The sequence below is a fragment of the Mycobacterium sp. 29Ha genome (genome assembly GCF_032883055.1).
GTDB classification, from domain to species: domain Bacteria; phylum Actinomycetota; class Actinomycetes; order Mycobacteriales; family Mycobacteriaceae; genus Mycobacterium; species Mycobacterium gallinarum.
This window is the reverse complement of sequence record NZ_JAMQTI010000005.1, coordinates 131,366-143,223: the sequence shown is the minus strand read 5'-3', so window position 1 is coordinate 143,223 and position 11,858 is coordinate 131,366. Positions and strand designations below refer to the sequence as shown.

Below are 11,858 nucleotides of genomic sequence, written 5' to 3'. Positions count from 1 at the left end.
TCCCGCCCGCGCAGGAACTTCACGACTCAGTCCCTGCTCCTGGTTCGCCACCAGGCGGCGAATTCAGGATCCGCTAGGGGGAGGTCCCCGACGCCGATTTGGCTTCGGGGCCAGTCCGCGGCATTCTGCTCGAGAGGCGACCGCGCATGAGCGGCTCCGTACCACAGTCGGTGGCGGCGTTGGACGAACAGCCACCGCCCAGCCACCTGCTCATAGGTGTCCTCATACTTGATCAACTGATCCAGAAAACCGTCGGCCCGTTCTTGGGCATAGCAATGCGCCCACACCTGACCCCGCGCGCGGACGTCGTCGTCGAACTCCACCAGATGGTTGGCCACCAGAATCACCGCGAACAGACTACCGGTCATGCTGTCGACCATCAGCCGACGCAACCCGGCCGGACCGTCGCCATAGGAGCCGAAACGTGCACTCGGTGAGAAGAGTTCGGCCATAGCGTCAACATCTCGCGATTCGACTGCCGCCGCGTATTTGTACGGTAGCTCTCGAATCTCTTTGAGAGAAAGAAGTTTCGCTACCCGCCGATCGACATCGGGCACGGACATATCAGCCTCCGGTGACGTTGATGTCTTGGCCGGTGATCGCGGAGGCAGCGTCGGACGCCAGCCACATCGACACCTCGGCGACCTCATCAGGCTGCACCAACCGGTTGAGCTTGTTCATTCCGGCCAACCGTTGGCGCACCACGCCGGGATCCACTCCCTCGGCAGCTGCCCGGCGTCCGACGTAGGTGTCGAACAGCTGACCCGCGACGCTCCCGATTATCAGGCAGTTGACCCGGATACCGTTGGAGCCCACTTCCATTGCCATCGTCTGTGACAGCGCGGACAAGCCCAGCTTGGCGGCCGCGTAGTGCGCCTTCTTCGGTTGCACATTTGTCGCGGCTGCGGAGGACATGAACTGAATATTGCCCCGACCTGCGGGCAGCATCGCCTGGGTCAGCGCCTCGCGAGACAGCACCATGGGAGCGACCAGATTGGTCGCCAGTACATCGTTCCAGTTGGCGATCGACGCCTCATGCACGGCCTCATCGGTGCCCGGAGTAGCCGCATTGTTGATCAGCACGTCAAGACGCCCCCAGCGGGCGATGATGTCGGCGACCAGGCGGCTGCACGAGTCCTCCTCACGGATGTCCGCTACATGAACCGACGCGCCACCGCCCTCCTCGGCGATGTTCTCCGCGGTGATCGCAAGCTCGTCCGAGCGTCGCGCGACCAGTGCAACCATGGCGCCGCGGCGCGCATATCGTCGCGCGAGTACCCGGCCGATGCCGCCACTGGCACCGGTGACGACGACCACCTGTCCGGAAAAGTCGGCACTCACCGCTAGCCGTCCAACAGCATCTTGGCCATGGGTGTACCGGCCGGGAAGGCCTCCGTGATGCCGGCACTGAGATATCCGGAGTCGGTGACCATGGTGATTCCGTTGACCACGCTCGCGGCATCGCTGCACAAGAACAGAAGCGGGTAAGCCTGTTCCATAGGCGTGGCCGCCCCAACTCCGACCTTCGCGCGGTAGTCAGCGCCGAAGTCCAACCACAGATCAGCATTCGCCTGAGCCAGTGGAGTGTCCGTCGGTCCCGGACAGATCGCGTTGATCCGGATGCCGTCGGCCATGAAGTCCATGGCTTCTCTCGCGACATAGGCACACACCGCCTGCTTGGTGAACATGTAGTGCGCGCACTTGTTGTCGATTGCCCACGCCGTAGCCGTATCGAAGTCAACGATGTCGAGAAACTCGTTGAGCTGTGCCATATTCGACCGCCAAGCCAGGCCCGCGGCCGACGAGATGAAGGCGATCGCACTGCCATGGGGCAGCATGTCGTTGGCGCGAAGTCGCTCGATCAGATACCGGTGACCGATGAAGTTGATGCGCTCGATACCGTCACCGTCGGCGACACCCGCGCACGCGAACAACGCGTCCACAGTGCCGCCACACTCGGTCACCGCTGCATCGATGCTTTTCGCGTCGGCCAGATTGACGCGGATCGCCGTCGTCCCAGGCAGATCCGACGACGCGTAGTCCATCACGACGACCTCTGCACCGGCATCGAGCGCCAATCGTGCGGTCGCATTGCCCATGCCGGTGGCGCCGCCCACCACCAACACACGCTTACCGCGATACGCGAATGCATCGAACAAACTCATGAGGTCTCCAGAACAGTAGTGAGGGACTGGGCTGCGATGACCGACGCTCCGAACTCTTCGATCGCCTCCACAGCGTGGTTCACGCTATCGCCGGGCACCGAAAGCGTGACTGCGGTGACTCCTAACCGACTCAGCCGATCCACCTCGCCCAGATACGCATCGGCGACGAACGACGATGTTCCCGGCGTTCCCGGCAGTCCGTTGAAGGTGATGTCAATCGCCGTGAAATCTCTTCCCGCTGCGTCGCATCGGCGTCGAAGATCATCGAGGCCGGCGGCTAGGCCGGCTTCGGCGTCCATCACCGCGGTCTTGGTGTACCTGGCCAAGGCGTCGGCTGCGGCGAATGGACACCAGCCGTCGGCGTACTCGACGACACGGCGGCGCGCGGCGACAGTATTCCCACCGACCCAGATCGGGGGGCGCTTTACCGGCCGCGGGTGGGCAGTGATCCCGGCGGCCTGAAAGTGCTTACCGGCGAACGTCACGTCGTCCTGGGTCCACGCTCGGCCGATGAGTTCGAGAGCCTCATCGACCAATCCGGCGCGTTGCTCGAAATCGATTCCCAGCGCACCGAACTCGCCCCTCAGGTAGCCGACGCCGACCGCGAGCGTAAACCTTCCACCAGACAATGCGTCCAACGTCGCACCGGACTTGGCGACCAGGAAGGGATTGCGGTATGGCAGCACCACCAGATTGGGGATCAACCGCAATGTTGACGTGACGGCGGCCGCGTACCCCATCGCGACGAACGGATCGAGTGCGTCGTGCCCACCAGTGTCGAGCCACCGCTGTGGGGGCGCTGGGTGATCGGTGAACCCGAACCCCGTGAAACCTGCCCGTTCGGCGGCCGTGGCGACGGCCGCCACGCCCGAACCAGTGACCAGGTCCGGGTTGTAGGGATGGCTGTGCATCGGATGAGTCAAGATGAATCGCATCGTCTACCTCGCTGTGTGAAGCGCCAGCTACCGACCTTGGAACCGCGGGTCGCGCTTTTCGGTGAATGCCGCGACACCTTCGGCAACATCGGCGGTGCCCGCGACCTGCTCGACCAACAGCGCTTCACTGACGAACGCCGATGCCCGGTCTACATCGAGGGCCTGATTGAGCATCATTTTCGCCGCCGCCAACGCCCGAGTCGGCCCGCTTGCGAGTCGTTGCGCCCATTCGGACACGACCCTGCGTAGTTCGTCGTGGTCGGTGACAACCTCGTTGACAAGACCGATCCGATGCGCTTCGGTCGCCGACAACTCCTCACCGAACAAGACCAGCCTCTTGGCGACGTTGAACGGCACCTTCCGAGTCAAGAGGTATGCGGCGCCGCCGTCGGGCGCGAGACCTCTGCGGACGAACAATTCGATGATCCGCGCGGATTCGACCGCCACGACGAGGTCGCAAGCGAGCACCATGCTGGCGCCGACCCCTGCCGCGACACCGTTGAGCGCACAGATCACCGGCTTGTCGCAGTCCAGCAGCGCGGCGACCACCGCCTGGGATCCGGTACGCAGAATCCGGGCCGCGTCGCCGGCGATCCGGTCTTGGCTCGGCCGCATGTTCGGGTCGCGCAGATTTGGGCCCGTGCAGAAATGCCGTTCACCCGCTGCGGTGAAAACGACGGCCCGAATTTCGGGATCCGCGGACGCTGAGGCCAGATTGTCGATCAAATCGCGTTGCATCGCACGGGTGACGGAATTGCCGACATCGGGGCGGTCGAGCACCAGCCACCGCACACCGGCTTCCGAACGGACCGTGAGTCCCGTTGTCACAGTTTTACTGGAACGCTGGCGGGGCCACGCACCGAGTTCGTGTGGACATATGCGACCTCAGCCTCGTCGACCTCCCAGGTCGGAAATCGTTTCAGCGTCTCCTCGATGGCGACGCGCGCTTCCAGCCGCGCGAGCGCAGCGCCGAGGCAGAAGTGCGATCCGTGCCCGAAGCTGATATGTCGGATTCCGGTGCGCGTGACGTCGAACTTATCGGGGTCGACGTACTGACGCTCGTCGCGTCCGGCCGACCCGGTCAGCAGCGCGACCTTGGATCCCGCGGGAATTACGGTGTCGTGATAGCTGGTGTCGCGCAGCGAATATCGGCCCTGAACCGGTGACGGCGCGTCATAGCGCAGCAATTCCTCGACCGCTCCGCCAATGAGTCCGGGATCCTCCACCAATTTCGCGCGCTGATCCGGATTGCGCGCCAGCGTCAGCGCCGCCCAACCGAGCAGGCGTGCGACGGTCTCGTTGCCCGCCACGTTGACCATCGCGATGAACACCAGCAGCTCGCCGTCGTCGAGACGCCGAGGGTCGACGTCGGGCATGACGAGATCGGAATCCATGAGATCGCTGACGATGTCGGCCGTGCGATGCTGCCGTCGCAGTTCGATTTGCTGCCGGTAATAATCGAACAGCTTTGCCGAGGCCTCGTCGCCTGCCGCATTGCGTTCCGACTCACCCTCGTCGCGATGGACCTGCGCGTCGGACCACACGCGGAGATTGTCGTGATCCTCCTCGGGAAACCCGAGGAGCGAACTGATCACCATCACCGGCAGTTTGGCCGAGAAGTCACGCACATAGTCGAATCCTTCGGCGCCCGCGTACTGATCCAGGTACCCGCGGCACAGCTCGCGGACGTAATCCTCCAGCTTGGCGATTCTGCTCCGAAAGAACGTGCGGTTGACCATCTTGCGCATCGAAGTGTGGTCCGGCGGATCCATCATGATCATCGCCTTGGGCGATCCCCAGGGATCCTCGGTGATCATGTCGAGGGTGATGCCGTGCTCGGAAGAGAACGCCTCGGTGTCGAGCGAGGCTGTCATGACATCGTCGAACCGGCTGAGCGCGTAGAAGTCGTACTCCGGGTTGTAGTAGACCGGCGCTTCGTCGCGCATCCGCTTCCACACCGAGTACGGTTCGGCGTGCAGGCTGCGGTCGAAAGGGTCCCAGCGCAGCTCTGTCGTCGTCATCGGCACCATCCTCTCAGTAGAACACTATTACATATTCTGTTTAATTGCACTACCATCATTGCGCCTGGAGCAATGCCGTTTGAGGAGGACTTAAAGGTGGAAACGCGGGAGCTAGATCACGTCGTATATGAAAAGGACGGGGCGATCGCGCGCATCATCCTCAACAACCCAGAGCGCGCCAACGCCCAGACCTCTGAGATGGTGCACAGCGTCAACGAAGCGCTCGATGATGCGCAATATGACTACGACATCAAGGTCGTCATCATCAAGGCCAACGGCAAAGGGTTCTGCTCGGGCCACGTACCCGACGGCAGCTATCCGGAGTTCAAGGCCGAACTCGAGGCGTCGGGCAAGGTCTGGCGTTCGGCTGCCCAGCTTTTCCTATGGCCGGTGCTCAAGCTGTGGGAGTTTCCCAAGCCCGTGATATCGCAGGTTCATGGCTATGCGATCGGCGGCGGAACGACCTGGGCGCTCATCCCTGAAATCACGGTGTGCAGCGATGACGCCTGGTTCCAGATGCCGTTGGTGCCCGGATTCGGTCTGCCGGGATCGGAGACGATGTTCGAGCCATGGGTGTTCATGAATTACAAGCGTGCCGCCGAGTACCTGTACACCGCGCAAAAGATCTCGGCCGAGCAGGCTCTCGAGTTCGGGTTGGTCAACCGTGTTGTACCGCGTGACCGACTGGAGGCCGAGGTCGAGGAACTCGCTGCCAAGATCGCCAAGGCGCCCCTGATCACGCTGCAAGCCACCAAAGCCGGAATCCTCCGAGCGTGGGAAAACATGGGTTTCCGGACACACCAGCAGGCGAGTAACGACCTGCAGGCTGTTGTCACGGGGTCCAAGGAGTTCCAGGACTACATGGTGGAGCTGATGAAAAAGGCCGCCAAGCCGTCGGACCGGGTCTGACCGTGCCGCTGAATCCGATCGTCCGATTCGGAGGCGGACCGCAGATCGACGCGCTACGTGGCGAGCTGCGGGAGTGGTTGGCCGCCAATCTCCCCGACGAATTCCGGCGCACCGCAGCCAATCCCGACTACTGGCCGCGGGAAGACCACGAACGTGCCGTCCGGTTCTGCCAGGCACTGCACGAACGAGGTTGGTTCGTTCCACACTGGCCCGCGCAGTTCGAGGGCGGCGGACTGGGGATCGTCGAGCAAGTGGTGATCCGCGAGGAACTCGCCTACGCAGGCGCCCCGATGGTCAACACCAACGGCGTGAACATGCTGGCCCCGGTGCTGTTCCGGTTTGGCACTCCCGACCAGCAGGCCGAGCACCTCCCCAAAATCGCGCGGTCCGAACGGATGTGGGCGCAGGGCTACTCAGAGCCCGAAGCGGGTTCCGATCTCGCCGCGCTGCGCATGACTGCGCGCCGCGACGGCGACGACTACGTGCTCGACGGGCAGAAGACCTGGACCAGTAACGGTGTGCTCGCCGACTGGATCTTCGTCCTCGCCCGGACCACGCCGCTCGGTGAAAAGCGGCAGGCGGGCATTTCGTTCTTTCTCGTCGATCTCGACTCGCCAGGTATCACGCGTCGGCCCATTCGCTCGATGACCGGCTATCCGACGTTCGCCGAGGAGTTCTTCGACGGGGTTCGCGTGCCGGCGACCAATCTGGTCGGCGGTGAAGGTGACGGCTGGAAAGTCGCGAAGGCCCTGCTGGTCGCCGAACGGTCGAACGTGACCCGCGCCGCCCAGGCGCAGCGTTATCTGGACGAACTGGTGGACTGGTGCCTCGCTCAGCGAGGCTCCTCGCACGATCCGCTGGCCGATCCGGCCAACAGGCTCGCGCTGGCGCGTGCGGTGGAGCGGGTCGAGGTCGGCCGCGCACTGTCCTATCGGGTGGCCCATCAGCAGGCCGCGGGTGCCCTTGATCCCGCGCTTCCCTCACTATCGAAGCTTTATCACTCCGAACTCACCGCGGAACTACGGCAGCTGGGAGCGACTCTCCTCGGCCCAGCGGGTGCGCTGATGCCCGATGACCCCGACGCAGTTCTGCACGGCCACTTCTCGGAGGGGCTGCTGCTCTCCCTGCTGCACACCATCGGTGGCGGGACAAGCGAGATTCAGCGGGATCTCATCTCGACCACTGGCCTCGGGCTGCCTCGCTAGCCGAGCGCTGTTGCGCGACCGTGGCCACAGCCAACTCCAGCGGGTGGAACGCCGCCAGCTGGGCGGCCTCCGCCGCTGCGATGAGTCGCTTCGTCAACTCGACCGCGCCCTGATCGTATTCGGCAAGCGAACGCGCGATCGAGATGGCGTCATCGACTGCGGCGGCGGGTTCGGCGAGGTCGGTGACCAGTCCCAGCCGATGCGCATCTTCGGCAGGCAAGCGGTTGCCGCGCAACAACAGCGACGACGCGCGATGCCTGCCGAGCTGCTGAGTGAGTCGCCACGCCAATCCGCCGTCTGGCACCACCGCGCGTGTGACGAACGGCGCCGAGAAGAACGCATCGCGCGCGGCGACCACGAGATCACAGGACAGAGCCAGGCTCCAGCCGAGGCCGATTGCGGCCCCCTCGACCGCGGCGACCGTGGGAACGCCGACCGATCGAAGTTGTTCCATGACCCGCTGCGCGTGTTCGACCCTACCCGCAGGCCCCATGGGCCCGGAGCCGTGCGCCGGCCCCGTCTTCAAATCCCCACCGGCGCTGAAGAATCCCTGCGCACCCGCGATGACGATGCCGCGTGCACCAGAAGTCGCCGTCAGCGCGGAGGCCAGCTCCGACCAGGACTCATAGCGCAACGAATTGCGCTGCGCCGGGCGGTTCAACCAAATCACCGCGACGCCGTCGCGGTCCTCGGTCAGGATCAGCGGATCCGGATTCACCCCGTGTATGCCGGTCACGATTTGTCGAGGAACTTGTCTATCGCAGCGCGGTGCTCGGGTGTGGTGAAACACTCGGTCTCTGCAGAGATTCCGTATTCGAGAATGGCGGTGACCGCGCGCTCAGCGTGCAGGTTCAGGGTGCGCTTGGTGTCCTGGACCGCGCGCGCGGGAAGTGCAGCCAGCCGATGAGCTAGCGCCAGGCCCTCGGTCTTGATGTCGCTGTGGGGAACTACGCGGTTGGCCAGCCCGAGTTCGACGGCCTTCTCCGCTTTGATGCGTTCACCGAGCAGCAGATACTCCTTGGCCTTCAGCAAGCTCATCAGGAGTGGCCACAGCACCGAACCACCGTCGCCGGCCACCAGGCCGCTCGCGACATGCGTGTCCGCGAAGAACGACCGGTCCGACATCAGCACGATGTCGCACAACACCGCGATGCTGCAGCCGAATCCGACCGCGGGTCCGTTGACCGCCGCGACGATCGGCAGCGGGAAGTCGATCATGTCGCGCACGATCCGACGGGCATCACGCATCCCCTCGCGACGAGTTACCGGGTTCTCCACATGCGTGTGCAACCACTCCACCAAATCCCCGCCCGCAGAGAAGAAGTCACCGGTTCCCGTCAGCAGCACCGCGCGGGCGTCGGGGTCTTCACCGAGGGTGGTCCACAGCCTCGCAAAGGCACCGTGCATCCGGTTGTTCACGGCATTGGCGTTGCCGGGGTTGTTCAGCGTCACGATCCGCACGGCGCCGTCGTTGGCGACGAGGATCTCGTCGCATCCGGTGGTATCCGGCGAGCCAGTAGGGAGTTCGCTCATCGAATCGCATCCGCGAGCCGCTTGCTGATGATCTGCTCCGCGTCAGCCACAATGCGCGAGACCAGTTCACCGGCCGTGGGGATGTCATCGATCAGACCCATCGCCGTCCCGACCCACCAGATGCCCGCGTCCAGATCCCCCGTCTCGTACACCTTGACCCCTCGCTTACCCGAGACCAGATGGGCGATGTCCTCGAATTGACCGCCCTCATTGAGGATTTCGACGACCTCACGTGAGACAGTGTTGCTCGCCACCCGGCCCGTATTGCGCAAAGTCCGGAAGATGAGTTCGGTATCGAGCTCGCTGCCCGCCACGATGGCGTCCTTGACCTTCTGGTGGATGGGCGATTCGACGGTGCACATGAACCGCGACCCCATATTGATCCCGTCGGCGCCAAGCGCCAGCGCCGCAACCAGCCCCCTACCATCGGCGAACCCGCCCGAGGCGATCATGGGAATCTCGATCTCTCTCGCCGCAGCGGGTATCAGGACCAGACCGGGAATGTCGTCCTCGCCAGGATGGCCGGCGCATTCGAAACCGTCGATGCTGATGCCGTCCACACCCAGACTCTGGGCCTTGACCGCGTGCCGCACCGAGGTGCACTTGTGCAGCACCTTGATTCCGTTGTCGTGGAACATCGGCAGGTGCGGACCCGGATTCGAACCGGCCGTCTCCACGATTTTGATCCCGGCATCGACGATCACCTGCCGGTACTCATCGTAGGGCGGCGGATCGATGGTAGGCAGGATCGTCAGGTTGACCCCGAACGGCTTGTCGGTGATATCCCGGGCGCGGGCGATCTCGTTCGCGAGGTCAGCAGGCGTCGGCTGAGTCAGCGCGGTGATCAGACCCAGACCGCCGGCATCCGACACTGCGGCGGCCAGTTCCGCGCGGCCAACCCACTGCATGCCGCCTTGCACAATCGGATGCTCTATACCAAAAGCCTCGGTGAACCTGGTGGAGATCAACGGATTTCGGTCCCTTCAGGATGAGGTGGTGCCCCGGTCCACGCCGGGCGACGGGTAGCGACGAACGCGTCACGGTCGACGGTGGCCGGCCATTTCGGAGGCCGCTTCTGCAGGAATGCGGTGAACGCTTCGATCTGTTCTGGGGTGCCCATCGACGCCCAGTAGCCCGACACGTCGACAGGCGGTAGCGCACGAGCCATCTCACGCTTCATCGCGGCGCGCGCCGCCGGGCCGGTGTTGCGCACCCTGTCGAGCAGCGCGGCGGTCTCGGCTACGAGCGACTCGTGCGGCACGACCTTGCCGATGAGACCGAGTCGCATCGCCTCGTCGGCCTCTACCCAATCGTTGCCGTAGATCAGGTGATTGGCCCGCAGCGTGCCGACTCGTTGTGGGAGTCGCGCGGCAACGAAGGCCTCGTAGATGCCGCGGGTGAGGTCAGGCACGCGGAGTCGGGCTCTGTCGGAGGCGATCACCAGATCCGCATAGAGCGTCATCACCAGCCCGCCGCCAAGAGCGAGTCCGTTGACAGCGCACACCACGATCTTCGGGATCTTTCCCAGCGTCTCGAAAGGAGTGGAGTCGTAGGCATCGGTGAACGAATCCCATCGCCGCTCAGGGTTGCCGACAGCGTTCATGTCGCCGCCCGCGCAGAATGTATCGCCGGTACCGGTGATGACGAGGAAATTCAGTGTGGGTTCGTCGGCGACGATCATCGCCGCTCGCTTGATTCCGTGATACCCGTCGGCAGTCAGCGCATTGCGCTTCTCCGGCCGATTGATGGTGACCGTGAGCGTGTCACCGGCGATGATCCCGGACAGCTCTTCGGCGCCCAGGTCAACGCGGCTTGGGAGTTCGGTCACGAGATGACGGCGATCAGCTCACCGACCTCATAGGTGCCACCTTCGGAGACCTTCCATGACACCGTGCCGGTCGCGGGAGACTCGATGTCCATCTCCACCTTGTCGGTGGCGATGGAGTACAGCGGCTCACCTTCAGTGACCGAGCCGCCATCTTCATGGAAGAACTCGGTGATCTCGGCTTCGGTGATGGCGTCACCAGGCTTGGGCATCCGCACTTCTGTCACGAAATCCTCCTGATCGCCTCGACCACCTGGTCTGCGCCCGGTCGGCAGGCGGCTTCCAGCGTCGCCGCCCGTGGGATCGGCGTGTACGTCCCCGCAACACGCTGGATGGGTGCAGCGAGCACACCGAAGAGTTCGGTACCAACCGCGGCGGCGATCTCGGCGCCCGGGCCACAGAATCCGACTGATTCGTGGGCGACCACCAGTCGAGTCGTCTTGCGGACCGAATCCAAAACCGTTGCCAGGTCCAGCGGTACCAACGTGCGCAAATCTACGACCTCGACCGAAATCCCCTCGCTGGCAAGTCTTTCAGCCGCCTCCAGCGCCGCATGCACCATAACGCCGTAGGCGACGACTGAGACATCGGATCCCTGGCGCTTGACATCGGCCTGGCCGAGCGGGATCACGTAGTCGGCCACCGGTACGGGACCCTTGCCGCCCCCGTAATAGAGCTTCATGGATTCCACGAACAGGCAGGGATCGTTGTCGGAAAGACAGGCTTTCAGCAGGCCAGCAGCGTCGGCAGCGGTACTCGGCCAGACGACCTTCAGCCCGGGTGTGTGCATCGCCCAGGCCTCGAATGCCTGCGAATGTTGGGGCCCCGCAGCCATTCCCACCATCGTCCTGATCACCAGCGGCGCACCTTTGCGACCACCGGACATATATCGCACCTTGGCCGCGTGATTGGCGATCTGGTCCATCGCGACGCCGAGGAAGTCCATGAACATCAGTTCGGCCACGGGACGCAGGCCGCCCAACGAGGCTCCTATCGCCGCGCCCACGATTGCGGATTCGGCGATGGGAGTGTCGAGCACGCGACCCTCTCCGTACTTGCCTGAGAGCCCCGCGGTGACTTTGAACATGCCACCGCCCGACGGATCGCCGATGTCCTCGCCAAGCAGGACTATCGAATCGTCGGCGGCCATTGCCCGGTCGAGTGTCCTGTTGATTGCCTGCACCAGACCAAGATCCTCGGTCTCGCCACCCGGCAGGACGGCATGCACCTGGCCGGGTTCAGCAAGCTCTGACCCATTGCAGGAG

General features: G+C 64.0%; 14 protein-coding genes. 2 read left to right on the top strand and 12 right to left on the bottom strand.

The features are described 5' to 3' along the window. Window positions 1–26: 26 nt before the first annotated feature. From M1248_RS08510 to M1248_RS08485, 6 genes are read right to left on the bottom strand one after another with little or no spacing between them, the layout of a single operon-like run. Window positions 27–563 (bottom strand): nuclear transport factor 2 family protein, encoded by a 537-nt coding sequence (locus tag M1248_RS08510; RefSeq protein ID WP_317148078.1) that lies wholly within the window; start codon window positions 561–563, stop codon window positions 27–29. A gap of 1 nt (window position 564) precedes the next feature. Further along, a complete protein-coding gene (locus tag M1248_RS08505) occupies window positions 565–1,341 on the bottom strand; it encodes an SDR family NAD(P)-dependent oxidoreductase (RefSeq protein WP_232076168.1) in 777 nt (258 codons plus the stop codon). A 2-nt stretch (window positions 1,342–1,343) separates the two neighbouring features. Continuing rightward, entirely contained in the window at window positions 1,344–2,165 is an 822-nt protein-coding gene (locus tag M1248_RS08500) for an SDR family oxidoreductase (protein ID WP_163730491.1), read from the bottom strand. Next, window positions 2,162–3,100 (bottom strand): LLM class F420-dependent oxidoreductase, encoded by a 939-nt coding sequence (locus tag M1248_RS08495; RefSeq protein WP_163730492.1) that lies wholly within the window; start codon window positions 3,098–3,100, stop codon window positions 2,162–2,164. The genes M1248_RS08500 and M1248_RS08495 overlap by 4 nt, the downstream gene beginning before the upstream one ends. Before the next feature lie 27 nt (window positions 3,101–3,127). Then, a complete protein-coding gene (locus M1248_RS08490; protein ID WP_317148077.1) occupies window positions 3,128–3,928 on the bottom strand; it encodes an enoyl-CoA hydratase/isomerase family protein in 801 nt (266 codons plus the stop codon). Continuing rightward, window positions 3,925–5,121: a cytochrome P450 gene (locus M1248_RS08485; protein ID WP_317148076.1), complete on the bottom strand. Its 1,197-nt coding sequence runs from the start codon at window positions 5,119–5,121 to the stop codon at window positions 3,925–3,927. The genes M1248_RS08490 and M1248_RS08485 overlap by 4 nt, the downstream gene beginning before the upstream one ends. 72 nt (window positions 5,122–5,193) lie before the next feature. Here M1248_RS08485 and M1248_RS08480 point away from each other — a divergent pair, with 72 nt between their 5' ends. Together M1248_RS08480 and M1248_RS08475 are read left to right on the top strand one after the other, a co-directional pair. Further along, a complete protein-coding gene (locus tag M1248_RS08480; RefSeq protein WP_410506641.1) occupies window positions 5,194–6,030 on the top strand; it encodes an enoyl-CoA hydratase/isomerase family protein in 837 nt (278 codons plus the stop codon). A 2-nt stretch (window positions 6,031–6,032) separates the two neighbouring features. Further along, on the top strand, window positions 6,033–7,235 hold the full coding sequence (locus M1248_RS08475; RefSeq protein WP_317148074.1) for an acyl-CoA dehydrogenase family protein: 1,203 nt from the start codon (window positions 6,033–6,035) through the stop codon (window positions 7,233–7,235). On the opposite strand, the gene M1248_RS08470 is transcribed toward M1248_RS08475, so the two are convergent. The 6 genes from M1248_RS08470 to M1248_RS33345 are packed head-to-tail and all read right to left on the bottom strand — an operon-like array spanning window position 7,201 to window position 11,809. Further along, the gene (locus M1248_RS08470; protein ID WP_317148073.1) at window positions 7,201–7,971 is read right to left on the bottom strand and encodes an enoyl-CoA hydratase/isomerase family protein; all 771 of its coding nucleotides are present in this window, start codon (window positions 7,969–7,971) and stop codon (window positions 7,201–7,203) included. The two genes, M1248_RS08475 and M1248_RS08470, sit on opposite strands and share 35 nt — an antisense overlap. Continuing rightward, window positions 7,968–8,768, bottom strand: coding sequence for an enoyl-CoA hydratase/isomerase family protein (locus M1248_RS08465; protein WP_317148072.1), 801 nt, complete (start codon window positions 8,766–8,768; stop codon window positions 7,968–7,970). The genes M1248_RS08470 and M1248_RS08465 overlap by 4 nt, the downstream gene beginning before the upstream one ends. Beyond that, window positions 8,765–9,736 carry a nitronate monooxygenase family protein gene (locus M1248_RS08460; RefSeq protein ID WP_317148071.1) on the bottom strand — a complete coding sequence of 324 codons (972 nt, stop codon included), beginning with the start codon at window positions 9,734–9,736 and terminating at the stop codon, window positions 8,765–8,767. Before M1248_RS08460 ends, M1248_RS08465 begins: the two co-directional genes overlap by 4 nt. Beyond that, window positions 9,733–10,596, bottom strand: coding sequence for an enoyl-CoA hydratase/isomerase family protein (locus M1248_RS08455; RefSeq protein WP_317148070.1), 864 nt, complete (start codon window positions 10,594–10,596; stop codon window positions 9,733–9,735). The genes M1248_RS08460 and M1248_RS08455 overlap by 4 nt, the downstream gene beginning before the upstream one ends. Continuing rightward, on the bottom strand, window positions 10,593–10,820 hold the full coding sequence (locus tag M1248_RS08450; protein WP_163730501.1) for a biotin/lipoyl-containing protein: 228 nt from the start codon (window positions 10,818–10,820) through the stop codon (window positions 10,593–10,595). Before M1248_RS08450 ends, M1248_RS08455 begins: the two co-directional genes overlap by 4 nt. Next, entirely contained in the window at window positions 10,817–11,809 is a 993-nt protein-coding gene (locus M1248_RS33345) for an alpha-ketoacid dehydrogenase subunit beta (RefSeq protein WP_410506646.1), read from the bottom strand. Before M1248_RS33345 ends, M1248_RS08450 begins: the two co-directional genes overlap by 4 nt. Between the last annotated feature and the right edge of the window lie 49 nt (window positions 11,810–11,858).

Excerpts from the sequence above, each read along its gene's own strand:
- M1248_RS08495 (WP_163730492.1), bottom strand. The coding sequence starts at position 3,100 with ATGCGATTCATCTTGACTCATCCGATGCACAGCCATCCCTACAACCCG.
- M1248_RS08485 (WP_317148076.1), bottom strand. The coding sequence starts at position 5,121 with ATGACGACGACAGAGCTGCGCTGGGACCCTTTCGACCGCAGCCTGCAC.
- M1248_RS08465 (WP_317148072.1), bottom strand. The coding sequence starts at position 8,768 with ATGAGCGAACTCCCTACTGGCTCGCCGGATACCACCGGATGCGACGAG.
- M1248_RS08510 (WP_317148078.1), bottom strand. The coding sequence starts at position 563 with ATGTCCGTGCCCGATGTCGATCGGCGGGTAGCGAAACTTCTTTCTCTC.
- M1248_RS08480 (WP_410506641.1), top strand. The coding sequence starts at position 5,194 with ATGCCGTTTGAGGAGGACTTAAAGGTGGAAACGCGGGAGCTAGATCAC.
- M1248_RS08500 (WP_163730491.1), bottom strand. The coding sequence starts at position 2,165 with ATGAGTTTGTTCGATGCATTCGCGTATCGCGGTAAGCGTGTGTTGGTG.